The 23753-nt window shown below is 65.5% G+C and carries 25 protein-coding genes; 9 read left to right on the forward strand and 16 right to left on the reverse strand.

Annotation, left to right across the window (positions count from 1 at the left end; genetic code table 11):
- Positions 1–77: 77 nt before the first annotated feature.
- The 4 genes from ABV408_RS02695 to ABV408_RS02710 form a co-directional block, all read right to left on the reverse strand.
- Positions 78–2528: a replication endonuclease gene (locus tag ABV408_RS02695; RefSeq protein ID WP_353980941.1), complete on the reverse strand. Its 2451-nt coding sequence runs from the start codon at positions 2526–2528 to the stop codon at positions 78–80.
- Positions 2525–2986 carry a hypothetical protein gene (locus tag ABV408_RS02700; protein ID WP_353980942.1) on the reverse strand — a complete coding sequence of 154 codons (462 nt, stop codon included), beginning with the start codon at positions 2984–2986 and terminating at the stop codon, positions 2525–2527. Before ABV408_RS02700 ends, ABV408_RS02695 begins: the two co-directional genes overlap by 4 nt.
- 8 nt (positions 2987–2994) lie before the next feature.
- On the reverse strand, positions 2995–3549 hold the full coding sequence (locus ABV408_RS02705; RefSeq protein WP_353980943.1) for an ogr/Delta-like zinc finger family protein: 555 nt from the start codon (positions 3547–3549) through the stop codon (positions 2995–2997).
- A gap of 93 nt (positions 3550–3642) precedes the next feature.
- Positions 3643–3870 (reverse strand): hypothetical protein, encoded by a 228-nt coding sequence (locus ABV408_RS02710; RefSeq protein WP_353980944.1) that lies wholly within the window; start codon positions 3868–3870, stop codon positions 3643–3645.
- A gap of 135 nt (positions 3871–4005) precedes the next feature.
- Here ABV408_RS02710 and ABV408_RS02715 point away from each other — a divergent pair, with 135 nt between their 5' ends.
- The 6 genes from ABV408_RS02715 (at position 4006) to ABV408_RS02740 (ending at position 8706) form a co-directional block, all read left to right on the forward strand.
- On the forward strand, positions 4006–4752 hold the full coding sequence (locus ABV408_RS02715) for a LexA family transcriptional regulator (RefSeq protein WP_353980945.1): 747 nt from the start codon (positions 4006–4008) through the stop codon (positions 4750–4752).
- 102 nt (positions 4753–4854) lie between these two features.
- Positions 4855–5520: a hypothetical protein gene (locus ABV408_RS02720; protein WP_353980946.1), complete on the forward strand. Its 666-nt coding sequence runs from the start codon at positions 4855–4857 to the stop codon at positions 5518–5520.
- 123 nt (positions 5521–5643) lie between these two features.
- Entirely contained in the window at positions 5644–6003 is a 360-nt protein-coding gene (locus tag ABV408_RS02725) for a hypothetical protein (RefSeq protein WP_353980947.1), read from the forward strand.
- Positions 6004–6017: 14 nt separating this feature from the next.
- Positions 6018–6359: a hypothetical protein gene (locus tag ABV408_RS02730; protein ID WP_353980948.1), complete on the forward strand. Its 342-nt coding sequence runs from the start codon at positions 6018–6020 to the stop codon at positions 6357–6359.
- A 329-nt stretch (positions 6360–6688) separates the two neighbouring features.
- Positions 6689–8128 carry an AAA family ATPase gene (locus ABV408_RS02735; protein ID WP_353980949.1) on the forward strand — a complete coding sequence of 480 codons (1440 nt, stop codon included), beginning with the start codon at positions 6689–6691 and terminating at the stop codon, positions 8126–8128.
- Positions 8125–8706 carry a hypothetical protein gene (locus ABV408_RS02740; RefSeq protein ID WP_353980950.1) on the forward strand — a complete coding sequence of 194 codons (582 nt, stop codon included), beginning with the start codon at positions 8125–8127 and terminating at the stop codon, positions 8704–8706. Before ABV408_RS02735 ends, ABV408_RS02740 begins: the two co-directional genes overlap by 4 nt.
- Before the next feature lie 109 nt (positions 8707–8815).
- Here the strand turns inward: ABV408_RS02740 and ABV408_RS02745 are convergent, their stop codons facing one another.
- Together ABV408_RS02745 and ABV408_RS02750 are read right to left on the reverse strand one after the other, a co-directional pair.
- The gene (locus tag ABV408_RS02745) at positions 8816–9454 is read right to left on the reverse strand and encodes a hypothetical protein (RefSeq protein ID WP_353980951.1); all 639 of its coding nucleotides are present in this window, start codon (positions 9452–9454) and stop codon (positions 8816–8818) included.
- 917 nt (positions 9455–10371) lie between these two features.
- Positions 10372–11187 carry a transglutaminase family protein gene (locus ABV408_RS02750; RefSeq protein ID WP_353980952.1) on the reverse strand — a complete coding sequence of 272 codons (816 nt, stop codon included), beginning with the start codon at positions 11185–11187 and terminating at the stop codon, positions 10372–10374.
- Positions 11188–11576: 389 nt separating this feature from the next.
- On the opposite strand from ABV408_RS02750, the gene ABV408_RS02755 reads away from it, so the two are divergent.
- Positions 11577–11969, forward strand: a complete 393-nt coding sequence (locus tag ABV408_RS02755) for a hypothetical protein (protein WP_353980953.1) — start codon at positions 11577–11579, stop codon at positions 11967–11969.
- On the opposite strand, the gene ABV408_RS02760 is transcribed toward ABV408_RS02755, so the two are convergent.
- Complete coding sequence (locus tag ABV408_RS02760; protein WP_353980954.1) at positions 11970–13043, reverse strand: endonuclease; 1074 nt, start codon at positions 13041–13043, stop codon at positions 11970–11972.
- A gap of 114 nt (positions 13044–13157) precedes the next feature.
- Between ABV408_RS02760 and ABV408_RS02765 the strand changes: the two genes are divergently transcribed.
- On the forward strand, positions 13158–13880 hold the full coding sequence (locus ABV408_RS02765; protein WP_353980955.1) for a hypothetical protein: 723 nt from the start codon (positions 13158–13160) through the stop codon (positions 13878–13880).
- Positions 13881–13922: 42 nt separating this feature from the next.
- On the opposite strand, the gene ABV408_RS02770 is transcribed toward ABV408_RS02765, so the two are convergent.
- From ABV408_RS02770 to ABV408_RS02800, 7 genes are all read right to left on the reverse strand, one after another.
- Positions 13923–14924, reverse strand: coding sequence for a contractile injection system protein, VgrG/Pvc8 family (locus ABV408_RS02770; protein WP_353980956.1), 1002 nt, complete (start codon positions 14922–14924; stop codon positions 13923–13925).
- On the reverse strand, positions 14921–15364 hold the full coding sequence (locus tag ABV408_RS02775) for a phage tail protein (protein ID WP_035470479.1): 444 nt from the start codon (positions 15362–15364) through the stop codon (positions 14921–14923). Before ABV408_RS02775 ends, ABV408_RS02770 begins: the two co-directional genes overlap by 4 nt.
- 29 nt (positions 15365–15393) lie before the next feature.
- Positions 15394–17796, reverse strand: a complete 2403-nt coding sequence (locus tag ABV408_RS02780) for a phage tail tape measure protein (protein ID WP_353980957.1) — start codon at positions 17794–17796, stop codon at positions 15394–15396.
- Positions 17750–17914: a GpE family phage tail protein gene (locus ABV408_RS02785; RefSeq protein WP_353980958.1), complete on the reverse strand. Its 165-nt coding sequence runs from the start codon at positions 17912–17914 to the stop codon at positions 17750–17752. Before ABV408_RS02785 ends, ABV408_RS02780 begins: the two co-directional genes overlap by 47 nt.
- Before the next feature lie 50 nt (positions 17915–17964).
- Positions 17965–18324: a phage tail assembly protein gene (locus tag ABV408_RS02790; protein ID WP_353980959.1), complete on the reverse strand. Its 360-nt coding sequence runs from the start codon at positions 18322–18324 to the stop codon at positions 17965–17967.
- 83 nt (positions 18325–18407) lie between these two features.
- Positions 18408–18920: a phage major tail tube protein gene (locus ABV408_RS02795; RefSeq protein WP_035474376.1), complete on the reverse strand. Its 513-nt coding sequence runs from the start codon at positions 18918–18920 to the stop codon at positions 18408–18410.
- A 40-nt stretch (positions 18921–18960) separates the two neighbouring features.
- Entirely contained in the window at positions 18961–20145 is a 1185-nt protein-coding gene (locus ABV408_RS02800; RefSeq protein WP_353980960.1) for a phage tail sheath protein, read from the reverse strand.
- 118 nt (positions 20146–20263) lie between these two features.
- Here ABV408_RS02800 and ABV408_RS02805 point away from each other — a divergent pair, with 118 nt between their 5' ends.
- Positions 20264–20779 carry a hypothetical protein gene (locus ABV408_RS02805; RefSeq protein WP_353980961.1) on the forward strand — a complete coding sequence of 172 codons (516 nt, stop codon included), beginning with the start codon at positions 20264–20266 and terminating at the stop codon, positions 20777–20779.
- 103 nt (positions 20780–20882) lie between these two features.
- Here the strand turns inward: ABV408_RS02805 and ABV408_RS02810 are convergent, their stop codons facing one another.
- Positions 20883–21536 carry a DUF4376 domain-containing protein gene (locus tag ABV408_RS02810; RefSeq protein WP_353980962.1) on the reverse strand — a complete coding sequence of 218 codons (654 nt, stop codon included), beginning with the start codon at positions 21534–21536 and terminating at the stop codon, positions 20883–20885.
- 9 nt (positions 21537–21545) lie between these two features.
- Entirely contained in the window at positions 21546–23750 is a 2205-nt protein-coding gene (locus ABV408_RS02815) for a hypothetical protein (RefSeq protein WP_353980963.1), read from the reverse strand.
- Positions 23751–23753: the final 3 nt, after the last annotated feature.

Raw genomic sequence — 23753 nt, forward strand, 5'->3', positions numbered from 1 at the left:
GCTCCTGTTCGGGTTCGGGGTCGTATTCGTCGTCGGGGTCATGGGGCTCTCCGGGTCAGCGGGTCGCGGGCACGCCGTCACCGGCGCTCGGCCCGGCGAAGGGGCCGGCGGTGGGCGCCGGTGGGCGCCGGTGGGCGTGATGTCTGGCGCCGAGCGAGGGCACGGATCAGGCGCTGCTCGTGGTCGGCGTTTTCCACCTCGGCGCGGGCGGCTTCGCTGGCGCGCCAGGCGTGGTAACGGGCGAGCTGCTCGGCCAGCGCTTCTGGGCTCGGCTCGCGCGGGGTGAGCAGATGGCGCGGCACCGTGCTCGGCGGCGTGTTGGTTTGGGAAGCGGGGGCCGTACCGCTCGGACGCGTCTTGGTCTTATAAGAAGCGGGGTCCGTACAGCTCGGCCGCGTCGTGGTCTTATAAGAAGCGGGGTCCGTACAGTTAGTGACACAAGTCCAAGGGTCGGCGGCTGCGCCGCCTCCCAAAAATCCACCCACCGCGCCCATGGCCAGGCCGCGCTTGGGGCGCACCTCCCAGCGGTAGAGGCGGGTGAGGTACTCGGCCGTGTGGCCCCGGCGGTCGCTGACCACCAGCCCCTTGGGCACGCGGATCTCATCGCCGTAGCGGCCGCGCTCGATCCGCCCCGGGTCGACCTCGCCGCTGGCGTGGCTGAAGGCGTCTTCGCCCGTCTGGGAGCGGCGGAAGGCGGGGATCGACCACGGCTTGATCGGCTGGCACTTGCGCGGCGCGTTGGGCCCGCCCATCAGACGCAGATAGCGGTCCCACTGGCCGGCCAGGGCGGCGGCGCGCACCCGGCGCAGCACCCGGGCGATGCTGGGGCGCGGGCGGGTGGCGGCTTCCCACTGGTCCAGGGCGTCCGCCTGGCGTTCGGTCAGGCGTCTCACTTCGCGCCACACGGTGACGCTGGGCAGGCCCAGGAACTGGAACTGGCGGATGCCCCAGGTCGCCGCCCACGCCTCGATGCGCGGGGCGGCGTCGGTCAGCGCCTGGCCGTAGCGGTCGAGGTGGTCGCCCTCGACCCCGGCACGGGCGAACTGCTCGCCGTTGAGGTTCTTGGAGATGTACTTGGCCACGTAGCCGGCGGCGGTGCCGCGGGCGGGGTCGATGGTCTCGGCCTTGAAGCGCGCATCTGTCTTATTGCCGGCGCGGTCGTAGAGCTCTTCCGGCGATTCCGCCTCGGCGTAGCCGCGCAGGGTCGCCGTCACCGCCGCGGCGTGTTCGGGCTTGGCCCACACCAGCAGGTGCCAGTGGGGGGTGCCGTCGTGATGCGGTTCGACCACGCGGATGCCGTAGATGCCCAGGCCCTCCCGGGCCAGCGAGGCGCGCGCCTTGGCCCACAGCGCCTGCAGATGCTGCTGCGCCTCGCGCGGGGTGCTGCCGTCGTACTTCGGGTTGCGCTGGGCGCTGGCGGCGAGCACCGGGTGGAAGCGGCTGGGCGCGGTCAGGGTGAAGAAGAGCCCGACATGGCCCAGGCGCCGCGCTTCGACCTCGGTATCGCGGATGCGCAGCATCAGCTCGGCGCGGCGGTGGTCCGGGTTGGCCAGCCCCAGCTCGGCCAGCTCGGCCAGGGTGTAGGTCTGGCCCGCCTGGTTGATCGCCTCCAGCGTCTCCAGCAGCGCACGGTTGCGCACCTTCTGGGCGCGGCGGCGGGTGAGCGTTAGCTCGCTGCAGTAAATGCCTGCACGTTTGTGCACTCGGCGCGCTTCGCGCAGCACCTGCTCCAGGCGCCGCCCGGCGAGACGCCGCAACTGGCGCCGCCACCAGCGCTCACAGCTCAAGCGGGCGAGCTGGGCCGCCGGCTTGAGCCGCAGGCTGGGCGGGGCGATGCCGTGGTGGCGGGCGCGGGTCCGGGCGCGTTCCAGCGCCAGGTTGTCGGCCACGGCCAGGGTCATCAGCGGCGCGCGCTGCCAGGTAAAGAGAGACAGCAGCGGCACGCCGGGGCGCGGCGGGGTCAGCGGGTTGGGGCCACGGGCGATCAGCCCGGCGCGGGCCCGAGCCTGAGCGGAGAGGCTCGACCCCGGCAGCCGCGGCAGGCGGCGCGGCGGCGGCAGCAGGCCCAGGCGCTGGCGGCGGTTGTGGTTGGCGATATTGGCGACGAGCTGATGGCGCACGTCCTCCGCGCCCCGGGCCTGGGCGCGGGCGTAGTCGATCAGGGCGTCATCGTCGTGGCTGGCGTTGAAGGCGCCCAGGGTCAGGCGGCGCTCGACCGTCTCCAGCCAGGCGCAGCCGGCGGCGATACCGTCCAGCGGCGTCTCGGCCTGGCGGCGCAGCTCCGCGAAGGCGCGGCGCAGGTCGGCGGCCAGGGGCGGAAAGCGCCGGCACACCCGCTCCGGCTCGATCAGCCCAGCGGCCCGGCGTGCCAGCCAGCGGTTACCGGCAGTGTTGCCGTGGCGAGTGGCCACCGCGACGAAGCCGGCGGCCAGCGCCTCGGCCAGCGACGGCAGGCGCTCGAAGAAGCCCTGACGCCACTGCCGGCACTCGGGGGTGCCGAAGGTATGAGACGTCTCGATCGCGCTCACGGCTCACCTCGTTCGATCAGCCCCAGCCAGTGGCGGGCGCCGGGGGTATCGCCGCGATCCAGCGCGCGGCGGGCATTGGCGGCCAGCGCCCGGCTGGGGTGCGGCGGGCGGGCGTTCGGCTGGGCATGGCAGCGCTGGCTACCCAGGCAGGCGTGCAGCGCCTGGGCGTAGCGGCTCATGCGGCCGATGGCGGCGCGGATCGCATCGCGCTCCACCTGGTTCAGCGCGGCAATGGCGGCCTCGGCATCCCGCGGGTGCAGCCCGGCGCTGGCGGCGATCGCCTTGCGCTCGCCCAGCTTCAGCCCGGCCCACAGCGCGGCCAGATCCTCATCGGCACAGCGCGCGTGCAGCTCGGCGCGCAGGGCACCGAAGCCGGCGCGGCCATCCGGCTGGACGTCGGCGGCGCGCGGCTGAGCGGGCGGCTGAGCGGGAGACGAGAGGCGTTGGGGAGCGCGCATGGCGGACCTCACGGATGCCGGGGCGTGGAGCGCGTGGGCGTGGCGGCGTCGGTTTCGGTGGCGGGCTCGACGACCTCAGCGCCACGGGTCGGCAGCGGCGCGGCGGCCGGGGCCGGGCGGTAGGGCAGATGCGCCGCCAGACGGCGGGCATAGCCCGGGTTGGGGATGCCGCTGGGGCTCACCGTCTCCAGCACCACGTAATCGCCCTGGCCGATCCAGCCGCAGGGGCCGAAGGTGCAGTGCAGATAGGCCATCCGGTAGTCCGGCAGCAGCTGCTTGGAAGAGCGCACCCGGCAGCGCGAGTGGCACGCCGGGCAGCGCCACTGCGGGCGCGTCTCGTCGGTATCCGTGGCCGCCACCACCTGCTGGCGGGCCTGCTGGGCCGCCGGGGTGAGCGCCGAGGGCGTGGTGGTCTTGCGCACGCTGTGCTGCGCCTGGCCGCACCAGCCGCAGGCCGGCTCGGTGCACTGCTGGTAGCTCGTATCGGGCCCGCCCGGCAGATGCCGGGAGTGGCGCAGCCGGCTCGGCGCGCCGCATTCAGGGCAGGTCCAGAGATTGCGCATCGGCGCTCACCTCACCAAGAGAGAAGAAGAGAGAAGAAAAGCGACACCGGGAGATCGATCGGCACCGGCACGTTCATGCATTCGGCCTGTGCCCTAGGACGTACCGGCGGTGTCGGCGTGGCGGGCACCGGGGGCTGCCAGCGGTGCCGCTTCCTGCTGGGCCAGACCGCGCAGCGCGAGCAGGCGCACGGTGGCCGAGAGCGAACGCCCCTCCTCGGCGGCCAGCGCCTTGAAGCGGTCGCGCTCCGCCGGGGTGAGCTGGGTCATCACCTGGCAGCGGCAGCCGTTGGGCGAGCGGTTAACGGGCGACTGAGACGTCATGTGATATTCTCCCTTGTGGAATCTTGAGCACGTCGGCGCCGGGAGGTCCGGGGCTGTGCTGAGTGCACGTTTGTGCATCTAATGGGAGAGGCTATTGCGCAAACGTGCAATTGTCAAAGGGTGAGAGGGAGAAAAGTGCACGTTTCTGACCGCCTCAAGCAGGAGAGACACCGGCTTTCCCTGTCGCAGGAAGAGCTGGCGCGGCTGTGCGGCGTCTCCAAGCGCGCCCAGGCGAGCTACGAGAGTGGCGAGCGCAGCCCGCGAGCGGAGTACCTCGAAGCCGCCGCCGGCGCTGGCGTGGATGTGCACTTTGTCTTGACGGGTATCGTCTTGGCGGGCCAGAGCCAGAGCGCGGCGGGGGATGCCGCCTGGGCGGCTAATCCCCCCGCGGCACCCGAGGGCGTGCGCGAGGCGGGGATTCATTATCTGAGCGGCGACCGCGATTCGAGCGGCGCTGACCTTCACCCCAACGGCACGCTGCCGGTGCCGATGTACGACATCGAAGCCGCCGCCGGCGCGGGGCGCATCTTCGACGCCGAGCGCATCGAAGCGACCTTCTACCTGCCCGCCGCGCTGTTCGAGGCCGACGGCGTCGACCCCGCCCAGGTGGTCGGCGTCACCGCCCGCGGCGACTCCATGGGCGACACCATCCGCGACCGCGAGCAGGTGCTGGTCAACCGCGCCCAGCGCACGCCGGATGGCGTCTTCCTGCTGCGCATGGATGACGAGCTACGCCTCAAGCGGGTGCAGCGCGTCGCCGGCGGCGCCTGGATACTGATCAGCGACAACCCGGCCTACGAGCGCGAACTGATCAAGCCCGACGACCTCGCCTCGGTGGAGATCATCGGCCAGTGCTGGAGGAAGGTGGGGCGGGTGTTTTGAGGTTGTAAGGCCAAGGATCTACCGAACATGACGGGCGACCACGCCCGCAAACCGGAACGAGCAGCCGCTAGAGCTGCCGAGTCAAACGCAAGGGAACACAATATGTTGATACGTTCACGCTGGCTGGCGGGCCTGGGTTGCCTGCTCGCCCTCTCCGGCTGCAAGACCGAGTTCGGGGTCGAAGTGCCGCTCTCGCAACTGCTCGACCCCGCGGTCACCCAGATCCCCGGCACGGTGCGCTTCGAAATCCCCGGCTGCGACAGCTACGAAGATTCGCGCCAACCCTCGAGCTCGCTGGTGAAAGCCCAGGAGCAGGTGCCGACGATCTTCCCCCAGGCCGAGTTCAAGAGCTGCTACCAGCAGAAACTCACCAGCTGGGCCGAATTCTCGCTGCCGGTCGCCATCGATCGTGACGGTGACGCCGCGACCTTCGTTTCCACCGATACCCTCAGCCTCACCAGCGACCCGCGTCGGCTGCTGGGGCTGGCCATCCCCCCGGCGGTCCTTTCGCGGATCGACAAGGTGCAGCGCGAGAACCTGGGGCCCACGCCCGAGTACGAGGTCCGCCTGCTGGTGGTCAACGACCTCGAGCGCGACATCGACACCGCCGTGCTCGCGTCCTGGCTCGACGACGAACCGGTCACCTTCGGCTCGGTGAACTTTGCCCAGGGTGAGACCCGCTCGCTGCGGCTCTCCAACGTGCTGATCGACCGTGCCATGCAGGAAGGGGAAGCTACCATCCTGGTCGACATGGACCAGGAGGGGTAAACCACAACGGCCCGGGCGCAACAGCGCAGTACCAAGGATCTACCGGAAGCGACGGGCACAAAGCCCGCACACCGGCAATAAGCGGCCGCTAGAGCTGCGCCATACCGCAAGGGAATCGACAACATGACCGATACCATCACCCCCGCTGCCGCTGGCAGCAAATCCGCGCCTGTCAAAGCTGTCTGGGCGCTGCTGATCGTCACCTGGCTCTGCTTTCTGGTGCCGCTCCCCGGCCTCGGCGTCTTCGTCGGCTGGCCGCTCAACCTCGTCGCCTTCATCGTCGCCATCGTGGTGATCACCCGCGGGCGCACCGGCATGGGCATCACCCAGCTCATCGTCAGCCTGATCGTCTCCCCGGTGATCTACTTCATCGGCCTGGGCATCCTCGGCGCCGCCTTCCACGACGACAGCGCCAAGGCCTCGTTCGAGTACGGCCAGCTCACCCCGAGCTACGTCCAGAGCGCGGTGCAGACCCTGAGCTGAGAGAAGGAAGTGCCATGAAACGCCTTGCTCTGGGCGGCCTGCTGCTGGCTTCGCTGGCGGCCGGCACCGCCCATGCCGACAAGCTGCCGCGCTATGACGTCGAAGCCTACTGCAACCAGGTGGCGCAAGTCGGCGGCAGTTTCAGCAACCTGACGTATAACGGCTGCATTCAGATGGAGCAGTCCGCTTATAACAACCTCAAGCCCGTGTGGACGAAGCTCCCGGCCAGCATGCGCCAGGGTTGCAACGACATCGCCAACGTCGGCACCCCAAGTGGCAGCTACAGCACCCTCTACGGCTGTGTGCAGATGGAGACGAACGCGGCGAACAACCGCCAGTCGTTCAACTTCGAGTGATGCCCCACGCCCCGGCGGCCGCCCGGCCGCCCGGCCGCTGGGGTGATCGCCTACGACCAAAGCGGGTGGGCAGTAGGTGTGGTGGCGTTAGGAGTTGCTGTATAAGGAGTATTTGACTGCCCCGTTTACCGAAGACGCAATGCAGCACAAAGGGAGACGCATAGACAACATTATGTGTATTCTTGTCAACTATGAGTCTATAGTTTAAGCATGGGCGCATTAAATAGACGGTTTAATGCACATGAGCAGCACTGGTTATGCGGAAGTGATGGGATAAAGCTTAGGCTTTGGGTTTTGATTGCTAAACATTACTTTGAGAGCAAAATTTTATGAAGGTGGTTATCGAGAATTATGGACCTGTTCATAAATTTGAGTTTGATACAGAGAGCTCGTTCCATTTGATAGTGGGTACTAATAACGTAGGTAAGTCTTATGCGCTTTCAGCTTTTTATTCAGTATTGAAGGCTGTTCATGAGCTTTCCTCGTTGCGGAATTTTTATATCCTCTTGGAAGACGATCTGGCCGCAAAAGAATATCCTTCCGATGAGGATTTTCCTACAATTGATATGGGTAAGCAAGAGGTTAAAGTTAATGCCTCATATCGAATGATTGCAAAGGAGCTTTTTGACAGCACCCTTGGCGCCTATTTGTCTGATGCCATAAAGGCGTCATATAGCGAGCTGAGTTCTATTTCTAATAGATTTTCTGGTGAGAAAGCAAAGATAACGGTAGGGTTGGACTTTTTTAGTGTCATTCTCGAAGGCGATGTTGATGGATTTGAAGTTATAGATGTACAGTTTTCCGAGGATTTCTACCTTCGTGCGGTTAAACAAAATAGAACTACGGTTGCCCAAGAAAATAAGATTATCATATATAGAAACACTAAGGTGGAAAAGACAGAGAAACAAGCTGTCAATATCTTGCGGCAAGATTGCATCCATCGGGTTATCAAGTGCTACAGAGATGTTTCGTATAGGATTAATGATGTCCACTATCTGCCAGCCTCACGTTCTGGGCTTTATCTTTCTTTGCAGGCGTTTGGCCAAATTATCGCACAGCTCTCCCAGAGTAGATCGTTGTTATCTAAGAAGATAGAGATACCTGGTATTTCGCAACAGCTAAGTGATTATTTCATAAAGCTATCTAACATCAATACAAGCAACGCCAAGTCGAGTAGCGAAATAGAGGAGGTCGCGAAAAAGATTGAGCGTGACGTTCTCAAGGGGACCATTGAATTTGATGAGAATGAAAAACGTCTCTATTATCAGCCTTTGAACACTGATTTGCGTCTAGACTTAGCTGGCACCTCTTCGATGGTTTCTGAGGTCGCGCCGATAGTGGCGTATATTCGACATATATTGACCCAGGTCAGTCCAGCTATTCCAGCTCGTCGCTTTCGTAATAACCTGAAAAAGTACGGGCTTTTTCGTCAGGTTTTAATTATAGAAGAGCCGGAGGCCCACCTTCATCCTGAGAATCAAATAAAAATGACCGAGATATATGCCCAGTTGGCTGGATTGGGCGTTAGTGTGGTTATGACTTCTCATAGTAATTATGTCTTCAATAAACTCAGCAATATAATGATAAAGAAGGAGTTGCTCCCCCAGAATGTGAGGTGCGATTTATTTGCCATGACAGATAAGGGTGGGGTTGGTTTTCGCCAAGAAATAGATGAATACGGTATTGATGATAACAATTTTATTGATGCCTCTCAGCGTCTTCTAGAAGAAAAAATGGACTTGATCGACTCGTTGGATGATGATCTATGATTGACTTGATTTATGCTCATGACAAGCTGTCTTTAATTGTTGAAAAGGATATCGAAGAGTGCGGCATTAAAGTTGAGCTGGATGGCTCCGTCCTTAACTTCGAAGGTGTTCCTGATCCATCTTTTTCAGTCGTATTAAAGCCGGATGGATATTATAATTCAAGAGTCATGCATGAGCCTCCGAAGTCGGTGGATAACGTTACTATTATTGACAATAGTCCAAGCGGGTATGATTTCTACGTCATTGAGCTAAGGTCTTCTTATCGGCCTAGAAATATCAAGGTGTCCGAGGTGAAGCAAAAGTTTGACACAATGTTTCAACGGTTTTTCCCTGTTGATTTTGCTGACGTGTTTTCCGGGGATTTTTCGGTAAGGAGGTTGAATCTCTGGGTGGTTTGTTTTCCATATAAAGACAGAGGAGCCAAGATCTCTCGTGAGGATTTTGAAAGACGAGTAAAGTCTTCGGCTTTAGATGTCTTTAATTCTTACAGGCCTTACGTCTTGAAGAATAAGGTTGCTTTGATTAAACCAATGCTTTCTCCTCCGACTATTCACAGGGATACTTTCACCGAAGTCTAAGTGTTGGAGCTGTGTCGCAGGGCGGAATAGATATCCGAGACGCTTGGGTTACTATGCTTGCGAGTTATAGCTAGCCAGTTTTCTCAGCAGTATATTGGCCACCCTCGACCTAAGCCTTCGGCAGGCGTTTGGCCAGTATCACCGCCCCCAGGGCGTTGGTGGGGTTGCTCTTCTCTCTGGCCTCGTCGGGGAAGGTCCAGCTCATCAGGTCGCATTCCAGCGTTTTCCGGTATCCCTTCATCTCTTCGATAAAGTCCAGAATCTGCGCTGACGTCACTTCCCAGGGATCTGGGCGCCAGATATTGAAGAAGGCGAGGCCGACGCTGTTGACGTTGGTGCGGTCGCCCCGCGTTAGAGTCACATCCGCGATGGCGCTTTTCAGGGTGCGATCCGCGAAGGCTTCGGCGTTGCCGCCTTCGAGGTGGATATCCTCCTGCTTGGCTTCGATATAGTCCTGACGCCGCAGGTTGTCCGTGGATAGCCAGAGGTCGCAGCGGCCATACCGATATTCGGCGTCTTCGGAATGCTTCTGGTAGCGGAACTCTTCGATGGCGATAAAGCCGGCGCGCCAGGCGGCGGCGCTGAAAACGCCCAGGTGGGGGCGCTCGGTGTAGTTGAAGATGTTCTCTTGGCCGCCCAGCACGCGGGAGTAGCGGTCGACCAGGGCGCGCCACTCCTCGCAGACGACGACCCAGTGGGTGAGGGGCGATTTCTTCGACGATAGCGCGATGCCGTTGATGCTGCTCATCGTTTTTCCTGTGGATCATGAACCTTGTCATCATCGGCAGCGGGGGCGGCAGCTTGATCCCGCAGCCGGGCGCTCAGGGGGCCGCTTCACCCCGCGCGCACTTCAAACACCATGCCATAACCGATGGTGGCAAAACGCTGAAAAAAAATCCGCTACGGTGTGTGGCGTTATGCGATGGAGGCAGGCTATAGTGCTAGGCAGTCCACAAGCGCGTCCCATCGGCTTGTTGGCGTCCTGGATTAGGTGTTCGCCCGCGTGTCCCCGCGGGCTTTTTTTTGCCTGCACGCCGGGTCCCGCGCTGTCGCCATAGGCGGCCTGTTACATCAGGTTACCTTATTGGGGCGTTTTTTGCTGGTCCGTATCGAATTTTCTAATCAGTATTTTTAATACTGGAAAATCCCGGAAAAAACCCTAAAATCGCCACCGCTTCAGGGATGTGGCGCTGTCCACGGGTGGCGGGCAGTCGGGACGATAAGTAGGGATACTTATGACGCTCGCCGTGGATGTGCCGACTGGCAACAGTCGGCCGTTACATTTAGTTTCAAATCTTTTTTATGGATCTCCATACATTCATATCGCTAATGATTGTTAGGGGCTATGCTGCACGCATCCAAGGATTGGATGTGAACAGGAACCCGGATACGGAGTGTCCGATGCCACGGATGCGCGGAACGTAAGGGCCGCGGAAGCCAGTACCTTTAGGCCGTACTGACTGGGGGCCCTTGCGCTTGCGCTGGCCCTCTTTTATTGCCTGCTTGTCACGTCGATCGCTCTGCCCCCCTCTCTTTTCCCCTCTCTCTTTCCCCCGCTCTTCTTAGCTTTTCCGATGGCTGCCATGCGCGTCACCCGCGCCGTGTCGTTGGCCCGTGCGCGTTTGTCATGGCTTCACGCCGGCCGGCCGCTGGCGGCGTGCCGGGTCAGGAGGCGGCGGGCAGTTCGTAGATCCAGACGCTGAAGCCGCCCAGGGCGTTGGGGCCGAAGGTGTGGGTGAGCGGGACGTCGGTGGCGTCGCGGCCCTGGGCGATCAGCACGCGGCCGAGGCAGGGGGCGTTGTTGCGCGGGTCGAAGGTCCACCAGCGGCCGCTGAGGTAGACCTCCATCCAGGCGGCGAAGTCCATGTTGGCGTAGGGCGGCGGCTTGCCGATGTCGCTGACATAGCCGGTGCAGTAGCGCGCGGGGATGTTCATGCAGCGGCACAGGGTGATCGCCAGGTGGGTGTAGTCGCGGCAGACGCCGAGCTGCTCGCGGTAGGCTTCGGCGGCGGTGCGGGTGGGCCGGGAGTGTTCGTAGCCGAAGGTGAGGTGCTGGTGCACGAAGTCGCAGATCGCCTGCACCCGCTGCCAGCCGGCGGGGGTGTGCTGGAAGCGTTCCCAGGCGATGTTGCTGAGCAGGTCGGTCTCGCAGTAGCGGCTGCCGAGCAGGTAGGGCAGCACGTCCGCCGGTAGCGCTTCCACCGGGTGCTGGGTGGCGCTGAGGTCGATCGGGTCGGGCTGGCCGTCGTCGTGGAGCACGGCGTTGGTGCCGAGGGTGAAGGTGCCGGCGGGGGCGACCAGGCGGTTGCACCAGTTGCCGAAGCCGTCGCGGTAGCTGGCGATGGGCACGCTGGGGGAGGTGGTCAGGTGGTCGGGCCCTTCGAGATGCGAAAAGCGCGAGTGGTGCACATTGAGCAGCGCAATCATCGGCGTGGGGCCGGTGAATTGGAAGATCATTTCACAGCCGAGCTGGATTCTCACGGTGGGGCCTCCGCAGGTGCGGTCGTTGACGGGTGACGCGGCCGGCCTTGGGGCTCCGGTCGCCAGGGGCGTTGCGGTCTGGCGTCGCTGACGGTCTGCCGTCCGTCCGTGCGGGGTCGGGAGGGGGGCGGGGTGGGCGCGGTGCGAGGCCGGCGCCGGCCCGGGCGTGTCGCGGGGGGAGCCGTTGCAGTATGGCTGGTGCGGGGGATTCCCGCGAATGGGCGGTCGCTGGCTGGCCCGGCAGGGGCGTTGCCTGTGCGGACCCGCCGGCTGGCGCTTGGGCATGCCTTTTCGCGCCGTTGCGTCGCGTGCGGCTTCCCATGTTGTGCTGTATGCGTATACAGTATTCGAAACGACAAGCGGTCGGCCGCCGGGCGGGTGCGTGGCGAGTGCGATGGCACAACGATGACTGGGTCGAGGTGGATGACGCGATGCAGGTGCAATATCTGGGGCCGCTGATGCTGGGGCTGGGCCATCCGGCGCTGACAGGGTATGACCTCAATAGCTTTCCGCCGAGCTGCTATGCGGTGGAGCTGGGCCCGGCGGCGGGCTGCGAGGGGCCGCTGATCGAGGGGGACGTGCTGATCGTCGATGAGGATCGCCTGCCGACCCATGAGGATCTGATCGTGGCCAAGCTGGAGGGGGAGCACCTGCTGGGCCGGGTGTGGCGGATCGGCGGCCGGGTGCGGCTGATCCCGCTGCAGGGCCATGAGTCGCTGTTCGTGAGCGGCGAGATCCTGCGCGGGGTGGTGATCAGTCAGGCGCGGCGTTATGTGTGTTGATCAGCCGCAGAGCGCTTCGCAGGGGGTGCCGTCGCCGTCGCCATCCAGGCGGGTGTTGCCGCACTGGGTCAGGTGGTAGCGCGCTTCTTCGCAGGAGCGCATCTTGCCGCAGCTCTTGCGTGGGGTGCAGCTGAAGGCGGCGGCCGCTGCGCGTTCGGGGTCGAGCGGGCGCGAATCCCGGCCCTTCGTCCAGGCCGGCGCCTCGGCGCTGCCGCGCTTGTCTGTCTTCGCTTCGTTCTTCCCTTCGCCCTTCTCTTCAGCCTTCTTTTCAGCCTTCTCTTCCGTCTTTCCCTCGCGCTTGCCACCTGAGGTATCGCCTTCCACATAGGGGTTGCCGTGGCCCTGGATCCTGGCGATGCGGCGGTTGCGCTCGCGCTCCCAGGCGCTCACCGGGTCGGCCTTGGCCCAGGCCTGGAAGAGCTGCTGCTGTTGCCGCCCGATCTGGATGCCGTAGGTGTCGCGCATGTACCAGTAGGTGCGGGCGATGTCGCCGCGCACCGCCGCCGGCGGTTGGAAGGTGCGCTCGGGGAAGTCGACCTTGGCCGGGCACTGGCCGTACTGGTAGGCGTCGGCGCTGGCGGCCATGCCGTAGCGCATGTTGGAGCGGTCGCCGTTCACTTCGCCCACCGAGGGCACCAGGTTGACCAGATCGGCCTCGGCCTGGCGGAACACCGGGTCGCTGGCGCGGCAGTGGCGCCGGCCGCCTTCCTGCCAGCACTGGCGCTGCCGGCCGAAGTCGTAGGCGGGCATGACGTGCTCCCACTCGATGCGCGCGGCGCGCTTGGGCTGCTTGCGAATCCGGTAGCCGCAGCTGGCGAGATCCGGGCCTGTGTCGAAGTCGAAGGCGCAGTCGCAGTAGAAGGTGCGGTCCTGATCGACATAGACCTCGCTTTCCGCCAGGCGCTTGGCGGCGGAGAAGGAGCTGGGCGGCGCGGCCTGCGCCGGCGGGGTGGCCAGCGGGGTCAAAAGGCAGAGCGCGACCAGGGTGAGGGAGAGGCCGCGTCGGGGGGAAAGGCGAAGTTTGGGCGACAGACAGAGTGCGGGCGACAGACAGAGGGCGGAAACAGCGCGCATGCTTGATTAGAATCCTTTGATTTAGCAGGCGCGCATTGTAGAGGCCCGGCCGCGGCGATGCATGCCGGGGACGATGCATGCCGGGGATAGGCTCGAGACGACGACGGAGGTGGCATGGGGGAGGCAGTCAAGCTGCTCACGGTGTTGGACCGGCTGGCGCAGTATCGGCCGGCGGGGCATCAGGCGCCGTTCGAGCGCCGCGTGAATCGCGGGGCGACCTGGGCGTTGGTGGCCGGGGGCGTACTGCTCGCGCTGCTCGCGGGGCTGGTGCTCGTGCATCTGAGCCTCGGCCCGCTGCCCGCGGCGTTCCGCTGGGTGGTGCTCGGGCTGGGGCTGCTGGCGCAGCTGGTGTCGCTGGTGCCGCTGTGCGTGCCGCTGCTGCTCGCCGGGCGGTTGCTGGTGTGCTGGCGGCGGATCACGCGGGACGATCTGATTCGCGAGTTTCGCCACGACCGGGCGGCGGTCGATCGGCTCGCCGGCTTCTCCACCGCGGCGCTGGCCGAGGTGCAGCCGTGGCTGGAGATCAAGGTGCGGCGGCTGGAGCGGCGGGTGACGCTGTTCTTCGGCTCGCCCACGGCGGGCGTCTCGCTGTTTCTGCTGGCCTCCAGCGCCATCGAGGCGCTGGGTGGCGTCGGCGTGCTCTCGGCGCTCTCACCGGCCGGCATCGCGTGGACCCGCGCGGGCGCGCTCCGGCTCGCCGCGCTGGTCGCCGTCTGCCTGCTGCTGGGGCTCTCGCTCGGCGCCATGGTGCAGCGCTGGCTGGCGACGCGCTATGCCTTCCAGGCGGAGCTGGTGGGGCTGGCGTTGCAGCGGCGCTCGGCGCGCGCGACGACGTGAGCCGCGGCCTTGGCCAGTGTGCTGTGCGGGCCAAGGCCGCCTTCACCCCCCGCGCAGTTCGCAGCTGAGCTGGGTGAGGTAGCCGTTGTCGTCGAGGCTTTCGGTGGTCTGGGTGACCAGCCAGGCGCGTTCGTCGATGCCGGCCTTGAAGCCGCGCAGGGTGAGCGGGGTCTCGGGGCCGAGGTCGGCGCGGCCGCGGGCCAGGGTGAGGTCGAGGCTGGCCTGGCCGCGCTGCAGGCGGCGCCATTCGGCTTCGGCGGCGTGGCGGGCGTCGGCGGCGCTGGCGTAGGTGTCACGCAGGGTCTTGGGCTTGGTGTCGTCGCCGACCTGGACCGCCTGACGCTCGGCGCCGGCGGTGTCGTTCCAGTGCGCGATCACCCCGGTGTGGTCGTCGCGGTCGCTCTGGGCGAAGCGGTGGCGGTCGCCGTCGCGGCGGGTGAGCACGACGCCGGGCAGGGCCAGGCCGCTGGCGCTGAGGCCTTCCCCGGCGCGGGTGAAGAGCAGGTGGCCGGCCTTGATCGTGGCGATGGCGTCGAAGCGCTGGCCGAGCCGGGTGAGGAAGTTGAGGTCGGATTCGTCGGTCTGGTCGATGTGTTCGAGGCGGATGCCGGCGAGGGTGTCGCCGACCACCGGGGTGAGGCCGTGGCGCGCGGCGAGGGTCTCGATCAGCTGGGCCAGGGTGAGGTCGTGCCAGGATTGCGAGCGCTTGCCGGGAAGCTGCTGGCGCAGGTTGGCGGCGCGGGCGCGCAGCTGGAGGCGGTCCGGGGCGCCGCTGTGTTCGACTTCGTCGACGATGAAGGTGCCGCGGCTGGCCAGGCCGCTGTCGTGCCAGCCGAGGGCGAGTTCGAGGGTGGCGCCATGCGGCGGCAGCGCCAGGCGGCCGTCGTGGTCGGCGAGGGTGAGGGTGAGCTGATCCGCTTCGCCGCCGCGCTGGCGGGTCAGGCGCAGGGTGATCAGCCGGCCATTGACCCGCGGGGTGATGTCTTCGCCACCCAGGCTGAGGCGGTAGTCGGGGCGCGCGGCGCCGCTAACCGTGGCGCTCATGCGTAGGCTCCGTTGAGGCGCGAGAGGCTCTCGGCGGTGAGGCTGCCGAGCAGGTCGAGGCGAGTGTCGTCGACCCGTTCCAGGCTGAGGCTGAAGTCGAGCCTGCCGGCGGCGCCGTCGCGGTGGAACTGGCTGGCGGTCTCGTCGACCTGGGTGATCACCCACAGCCCGTACTGGCGCCCGGTGCCTTCGATCAGCGGCCAGGCGTCGCCCTGGCTGGCCATCTGGCGCAGGGCGTCGAGCTCGAGGCGGCCGCCGGTGAACTCGGGCAGCAGGGTGCCGCTGAGGGTCAAGGTGTCGCTGCCCGGGCCGAGATATTGATAGGCCGGGCGCGCGCCGACCCGAGATTGGGCGGCGTGGCGCCAGGCACTGGTGCGCTGGAGCTGCTGGTAGGGCACCGAGCGCGTTTCGAATACGAACATACCGAGGGCCATGAGCATGGTGCTCTCCTTTAATCCGGTGGGGCCGCTTAATCCCGATCCCACATCGACGAACGTTGATACGCGGCCCGCTCTCGCTGCGCCTGCTCGAGGGCGCGCTGGACTTCCTGGGCGACCTGGCGCGCCAGGGCGTTTTCGTCCATGCCGGGGGCGGCGTGGATATGGATATCGCCGATCTGGACGCGGTTGTCGCTGACCGCGGGCGGGGCGCTGGCGGCCAGCGGGGCGCGGGTATCCAGGGTGATCGGAGTCACGCCGGGTAGGGCGAATTCGGCGGCGAACGGCGGCTGCGCGCTGGCCGGCACGGCGGCAGCGGCCAGGGTGAGCCCGGCACCGGCGCGGACGATATCGCGGGCGATTGCGACCATACGCTGGATGGGCTCGTCGCGCTGGCGCTCGATCCCCAGCGTCAGGCCGTCCACGGTATACCCGCCGAGCTTGGCGAACTCGCGGGAGGGCGACTGGATACCCAGGATGTCGCTGAAGCTCGTAAGGGCGCTCTGGGCCAGGCTGCTGGCGCCTTCGACCACATAGTTCTTGCCCGCTACCAGCCGATCGCCGACGGCGCGGGCGCCTTCGCTCGCTTTCTCCTTGAGCGATTTGAGGCCATCACCGGCGTCGCTGGCCAGCGACGTGACGCGATCGGCGGCCTTGCCCGCCATCTCTTGGCCGCTGCCCCAGAGGTTGCCGGGCAGCGACTTGAGATAGCCGATGGCGGCGTCCCACTTCTCCTTGAGCTGACCCATCAGGTCCCAGTCGGTGACCAGTTTGACGACCGCGTCGATGGCGCGGCCGGGGGCCGTCTCGAACCAGTTCCAGAGTTCGGTGATGCCTTTCCAGGCGCTCTTGAGGCCGTTGACGATGGCGTCCGAGAGGGTGCTCATGCTGGCCGGCACCTCGATGCCGAGCTTGTCGAGGGTGGCGACGATGCCCTGGTAGATCAGCCCCAGCGGCGACCAGTTGGCGAGCAGCTGCATGACGCTGCCGATGCCGCCGGCGAAGGCGTCCTTGACCTGCTGCCAGCGCTGGCTGAACCACTGGCTGATCTCGCCCCAGTGGCGGTAGATCTGGTAGGCGGCGACGCCGAGGGCGGCGACCGCGGCGACGATGGCGAGGATCGTCAGCGTGGCCGGGTTGAACCCGAGCAGCGTGAGCACGCCGCTGAGTGCGGTGAGCGGGGCGAGCACGGCGCCGATGCCGCTGGCGAGCAGGCCCACGGTGGCGAGGATGCCGCCGAGCACGCCGAGGAACTGGGCCAGCAGGGTGGTCAGTTCGGGGTTGTCGTCGATCCAGCCGGCGATGCCGCGGGTGATCTCGGCGATGCCCTTGATCAGATCGCGCAGGGCGCCGTCGTTGGCCGCGGCGAAGGCGATGCTGGTCTCTTCCCAGGCCGCCTGCAGGGCGTCGAGGTCGCCGCTCAGGTCGTCCACCTCGCGGCGCGCGGCGCGCAGGTTCGTGCCGCTGAGATCGGGCACGGCGGCGGCCGGAGCGGCGTTGGCCGTCGGGTTGGTGATGGCTGCTGAGTTGACGATGGCTGCCGGGGCCGGGCGCGGCTCGCTCGTGGCGGGGAGCCCGGCGGCACGTGCCGGCGTGCTGGCCTGACGGGCGGCGCTGAGCCGCTCGGCGGTGAGGGCGTCGGCGAAGCGGGCCATGGCGCCGTCGGCGGCGAGGTCGACCCCGGCGTTGCGGGCCAGCGCGCTGGTGCGGGAGACGCTCGCGACCAGCTCGTCACCGTTGGCCTGGGCGAGCAGTACCATGTCGCCGAGGGAGGCCTGGATCGCCGCCGGGCTGACCTGGCGCTGGAGCAGGGCGGCCTGGGCCGCGGCGATCTGGGTGGCGCCGAAGCCGGATTGGGTGCCGAGCTCGCGGGCCTGCTGAGCCAGTGCCTGGGCGCGCGGGTCGTCGCGGGTGAAGCCGCCGGCGCGGCGGACGTGGCGCTGCTCGCGCTGGAACGCCAGGGCGGGGCCGAGCAGGGTCTTGGCGCCCTGGATCAGACTGCCGAACCCTAGCCCGCCGCTGGGCAGCTCGACGGGCTGCGGTCGCGGGCGGGCCCGTGCCGCGGTTGTCGTAGTTGTCGTCGTAGCCGTCGTCGCCTCGAGAGACGGCGCGGATCTTGCCGTGGGCGCCGGCAGCGGTAGCGCGTGTCTGGCCTGGGCGACCCGGGCCGCCGGCGGCGGCAGTGCCGGGGCGGCGGCGGGGGCCGGCAGCAGACGCTGCTGGCGCACCATCGTCTGGCGCAGCTGATCGAGGGCGTCGCGCAGGCGGGCGCTATCCCGCCAGGTGCGGCCAGCGACGGCGGTAGCGTCCGACGGCACGCCGGCGGGTGCCGCCGGACGGACAACACGCGGCGATTCGCGACGCAGGCGCGTCAGCGGGGCGGTGAGCTTAGCGACGCTGGCGAGCAGCGCCGGGAGGGGGAGGTTGCGCGCCATTGGATTCCTCTGCAGATGAGCGTTGGCGGGCGCGCTCGCGCCACTCCATCAGTTCGCGCAGGCTGAAGTCCGCGCAGTCCGTGGGGGTCCAGTGGAAGACGATGGCCAGGTCGGCCATCGCATCTTCCACCTGGGCCGGCAGCGCGATCTCGGCCGCGCCGCGGGGCGTCAGGCGGTCTCGCCCCGCGCCCGCTTCGAGAGCAAAAAACCGGCGATGTCGCTGCCGCACTGGACCAGGTCGGCGGGGTCCATCTGGCGCGCTTCGTGCTCGGTCAGGCTGGGTTGGGAGAGCCGCGGGATCAGCTTGATCAGGGCGTCGGTCTGCATCTGCAGCACGTCGGCCAGGTTGACCCCGCGCAGCTCGCCGGCGCTCGGCTTGCGCAGCACGATCTCGTCGATACGCTGCTCGCCGCGCACGATCGGCGTGTCGAGGGCGATGGTGGCGCGGGTGCCGTCGGCGACGGTCTGGCCAGCGTCGATATCAGCGGTCTTTTCAGCGGCGGTAGTCGCGTTCTGGGCTTGGCTCATGGGTGTCTCTCGGTGGTGATCGTGGGGTGAGGGGCGCGTCGGGCGCCGTCAGCGGCGGGAGGCCACCGCTGACGGGGCGCGGCTTAGATACCCAGCGCCTGGCGGCGGCGCGCCAGACGGTCGTCGCCGTTGACCTTGAACACGTAGTTGGGCAGGTCGATCTCGATCTTGGTCACGCCACCGATCACCAGCTTGTAGTAGCTCAGGGTGCTGGTGATCTTGTGCTCGGTGTTCTCGCCGTCCTGGGCGTCGCCGAAATCGATCTCGGTGTGGCGGCCGCGCATCACCACCTCGACCGCGACCACCTCGTCGGTGTCGTCACGCTCGTAGCTGCCGGTCATGCGCAGCAGGTCGGCGTCGAGGCGCGAGGCGCCGAAGTTGTCGAAGATCGACTCGACCAGTCCGCCCACGGTCCACTGGCAGGTCATCAGGCCGTCCATGCCCATGTCGATGCCGACGCTGCCGTCCATGCCGCCGCCGCGCCACTCCTCGATCTTGCGCGTGAGGGTGGGCAGGGTGACCGACTGGATCTGGCCCTGGTAGCTGTCGCCGTTGCCGAACAGGTTCAGCGCTTTGAGTTTCTTGGGAAGTGCCATCGATCAATGCTCCTAAAGGGTCTCGGGGCCGAACCGGCGCTCAGGCGCTCGCGGCGACACGGGTGGCGAAGTCGGCGAGATAGGTGTCGGTGATGCGCTGCTGGAAGCCGAGGTCCTCGAGCGGCGGCACCGGGGTGTAGTCGTAGTCGATGCGCAGCTTGCCGGCCTTGAGGCTCTCGCGGGTATTGAGCGACTCGTTGAGCCAGGCGCGGCCGTCGATGATCAGGCCCAGCGCCTTGAGCTCGGCGAACTTGGCGTTGATGCCTTCGATGATGTCGCGGGCCAGCGAGGCGTGCAGCGGCTTGTCCACCGCCCACAGGTGGGCCTCGGCGATGGTGTCGGCGAGGATCTGCGCGGTGCGGGTGTAGTTCTCGAACGGGAACAGCGACTGCGGCCCGGCGCAGGTGCGCGAGCCCCAGAAGCGGAAGCCGCCCTGGTTGACCAGAGTGGTGACGTCGGCGGCGTTGAGCAGGCCGGCGTCGGTGGCGGCGGATTGCAGGTCCCAGAAGACGTCGCGGTCGATCCCGGTGACGCCGTTGACGACCACGTTGGAGAGCGTCTTGTGCCAGCCGATCTCCTGGTCGAGCTTGGCGCGCAGGCCCAGCGCCACGGCCACCGGGCTGCGCGGGGCGGTGGCGGCGGTGTCGGCATCGAAGGCTTCGAACTGCGGCCAGATCAGCATCAGCTCGCGGGCGCCGAACTGGTCGCGGTAGGCGGTGGCGTCGGCCAGCGTCTCGCAGCCGTGGGCGTAGGCGTAGCCGAAGGCGCGCAGCGACTGCAGCAGCGGCACCAGGGCGGTGGTCACTTCCGGGGTATCGAGTTCCGGGCAGCCGATCAGGCGCGGGGTCACGCCGAGCTTCTGCTTGGCGCTCATCAGCGCCTGCAGGCCGGTGCGCTGGCCGCTGTCGGTGGTGGTACCGATCACGTTGGCGCTGGTCTCGGTGGCGTCCGCACCCTCGGCGACGCGCACCACGACCACGATCGGGCGCGCCTGCTCGGCGATGGCGCTGAGCGCGCCTTTCAGGGTGCCGCTGCTGCCGGCCTGGCCGATGGCGGTGGTGATATCGGTGACCAGCGCCGGGCGGTCGAGGGGGAAGGCGGTCGCGTCGGCGTCGGCGGCGGTGGCGACGATGCCGATCACCGCGGTGGAGATCGTACGCAGGGTGCGGGTGCCGTCGTTGACTTCCGAGACGCGCACGCCGTGATGGTATTGGTCGAGTGCCATGAGGGGTTCCTGATCAGGGTAACGGGGCTGTCAGGGGCTCATGGTGTGGGGGATGGTAGTCTGGAGCGAGCGGGGGGCGGTGTAGAGTGCACTCATACAGAGTAGGGGATAATCGCACATGTGTTGGACGACGGGCATTTCTATACTGGCAATTGTGGTTTCTGGAGTCAGCGCGTTCATGTCGATTCGAACGAGTCGTTTGTCGGCGAAGCCTGTTTTGAGTGCTTGGTTACAATCTGACTCGCCAAATGAGCACGCTTTTATCGTTTCAAACAAAGGAAATGGCCCAGCAATCATTGAGTCATTTGAAGTAGAGTCGCCAGGAATCGAAAAGTCCTTTGAGGAGAGTGGTGCGGGTCTAGTTCATCGATTTCACGAAGTAATGAGGCAGGCTTATTCGGCACACTACTATGAGCTTCTTAGCAGTACGTATCTGCCGAGGGGGCAAGCTGTAGGGGCAGGAGAGGAAAAGAAGATAGTTGTCTTTTCTACCCAGAGCATAAATCCCTTTGATAGTCGGAAAAAAGAGTCATTTCTGAGGAGTTGGAAAGTTAAAATTATCTATAAAGATATGTTTGGAAACAGGAAGGGGGCTGTTTTTTATCAAGGTCGGATAACTGTGGTCCGCGCGTAGAAATCCGTTGATAGCCCGCCATTAGGCGGGCCATCTCGTTCAGTTTACCTACCGACCCAGTTCCAGCCGCGCCTGCAGCGCTTAGCGATCAATGCGTTATTCATCACGTGGCCGTATCGGCCTCGGTGTTATCGGCGGGCTCCCATCTCACCGCCTGAATCGCCTCGCGGTCGCCGGCGGCCTCGGCGGCGGTGATGGCGTCCTTGAGCTGCCATGACTTGGCCAGCAACCCCTGCTTGAACGCCTTGGCGGCGTCGGTCAGTGCGATCATCTGCTCGGGCGTGAGCGAGTAGACGGTGTTCGATTGCGCCCGCAGCGCCATGTTGGCCTCGGTGTCGCCGGCGGCACGACGGTCGCGGGCCTCGATCGCCAACCCGAGCAGATTGGCTTCGTCTTCGTCCGGCCGGGTCTGGATCACATCCTCGCTACCGTCCGGCAGGGTGTAGGGCATGCCGGCGCGCAGAGCGTTGGCCAGGGCCGATTCGATCGCCGCACGCTGGCGGTTGGCGAGGCGGAATATCGGGGCTATGGGTCTCTCTACCCAAGCTGGCCGGCCGCTGGACGTAGAGCCAAGTATCTTGTCCTTGGGTTTGCCATGCGCTTGGGCGGCATAAGCCTCGAACTCTTCGTCGGTGACGGCGATGGCATCGTCTGGCCAGCTTCCGGATTTTACGTAAGACTCTTGAAACTCACCGGCGAAGAATTCGCATCGAGATGGGCTGAAATAATATGAAGCCCGCGCAGTTATGTTTGTCATGATGGATCCTTAGTAGCCGATGGCCATGTAATATGCCTTGCCTGCACTGGGGACTTCGGCATGGATTCGGAAGCCCGAGGCGCTTTGTTCATCAACGGAAATGTCGCCGGTGTTCAATACTCCCAAATCTGTCAGAACGACTGAGGCGCAGCGGTTGGGGAAAGTGATAGGGAAGGTTTCGTAGGAGTCCACATCATGTGTGCCCCATTGAATCAATAAGCCATTGGGCAGTCGTGCATAGCCGTTGGTCTGGATGCTTGCGGCGGCGTCACCGTCGTGCCAGATGCGTTGTTGCTTGTAGCGCAGATCCCGAGGACTGATCAGTAGCATCTCTTCTGCATCGGCATTGGTGACCGGATTCTCGCCGCCGCTGGCGCTGTAGCTGTAGGTCAAATGATCAGAATCGAACCACAGCGCGCCACTGCCAGCATCGGTGGTGCGGTCCTCGAAGACCACGCCCGGTGCGAAAGATTTGAGCGTGATGCCATAGGCCTCTGACGAATTGTTCAGCGCGTGGCCTGAGCCCCATAGTTCCAGCTTGCCAACTATCTGCTGCGACGCTTGGCCACGACGCCAGATGAAATCGCTCGCGTGCTTGCCGTCGACCTTATCGGCACTACCTGAGATATCGATCGCCGCTTTCCCATCCAGCAGCGAGGCATCAATGCCACCATCAGCGCGATCCAGTCGCCCGCTGGCGTTGACTCGGAAGATGTAGCCGTTGCCATCGTGCATATCGAGATTGCCGCCGCTAGAGACGGATACTCTAGCGCCGCCGCTGCCGCGAATCCCTGCCTTATCGTAATCCTTCTCTTTCAGCAATCGGTCGCCACCGGCCTCCACCCAGCCAGGGCCGAGCAGCACGCGAGGAGTGTGGGCGGAAGGGTCCTGGTCGGCGAAGAAGGCCAGCGTATTGGCGCTGTCGTCGTAGACCAGACCGTCCCAGTTAGTTGAACTCGTCGAGCCCATGGGGACTCTACTGTTGCCGGTATCCGAGCGCAGGAATTGACCGGCTTGAAGGCCATCGACTGTATCGGCATCGAGCCCGGAACCCGCGCCATCGTTGCCCTCATGCCAGAGCTTTCGATAGCCATTGCCATGCTTCACCTGGAGGCCATCATCGGCCAGGCTGACGCCGCCATATCCGCTGAAAATGAGCGTTCTGGCTTCGCTGGTATCATCGCGATTGTAGAACTGAAACCAGGCCCGGCTGCTGTCGGAGACCATGCGGATTTGCGTCTGGCCGGCAACCGGTGCTCCAAGCAGAATGCCGGTATTCACCGTCAGCGTGCCGTTCATGACATCGTCGGTATTACGCAGAAGCTGATTGCCGTGGATGCCATCCACCGTATCCGCATCCAGCCCCTTGCCGGGGCCTTCGTCGCGCCGGGCCGCGCTACCCAGCGCGCTCAGGGCGTTCTGCACCGTGGTCGGGTTGCCCAGCTTGGCCAGGTTCTCGACGGAGATCCGCGTCGCGGCGTGGGCGCCGCCTTCGCTGCGGTGGGCATCCAGCGCCGACTTGTTGGCCGCCGGCGTCACCGCGCGGGCGTTGTCGCTGCCCTCTTTGGTCTCGGCGTAGGTGGCCAGCTCGACCATGCCCTGGGCGTTGGTGGTCGCTGCCGGGTGGTTGCGGCTGGCGGCGTGGTCGTTGAGCTGCGTCAGCGTGGCGTAGGCGGCGAGCACCTTGTCGATGAACGCCTTCAGCGTGCGCGGGACGACCCCGCGGCGGGCGTCGCTGCCGGCGTCGACCTCGGCCTGGGTGGCGAGTTCGAGCACCCCGGCGACCTCGGTGGTGGCCGGCGGGTTGAGAAAGGCGGCGTCACCGAAGGTGATCGAGGAGACGTCGAGGGACTCGACCACCAGGTCGGTGGCCAGCAGCAGGGTCGAGGGGGCGGCCTTCTCGATGATCCACTCGCTCTGCGAATAGACCGCGAAGAGCACGCCGGCGTCGGTGAACAGGCCGATCTCGCCGACGGCGTAGGTGTCGCTGCTCTCGTCCTGCACGCTGACGTGCAGGGTGTCGGCGGCGACCGCCTGGCCGGCCATGCTGGCCAGACGCTTGATCGGCTCGCGCAGGGCGGTCTGGTCGGCGCTGGGGGTGTAGCGGCCGCGGCCGAAGCCGATCTCGCTGAGGGTCAGGGCCGTGGTGCCGTCGTGGTCGGCGTCGATCAGCGCGGCGCGGCCGGCATCGGTGATGGTGAAGACGATGGCCATCGG

It is taken from the genome of Salinicola endophyticus, from assembly GCF_040536835.1.
Classification (GTDB): Bacteria; Pseudomonadota; Gammaproteobacteria; order Pseudomonadales; family Halomonadaceae; genus Salinicola; species Salinicola endophyticus_A.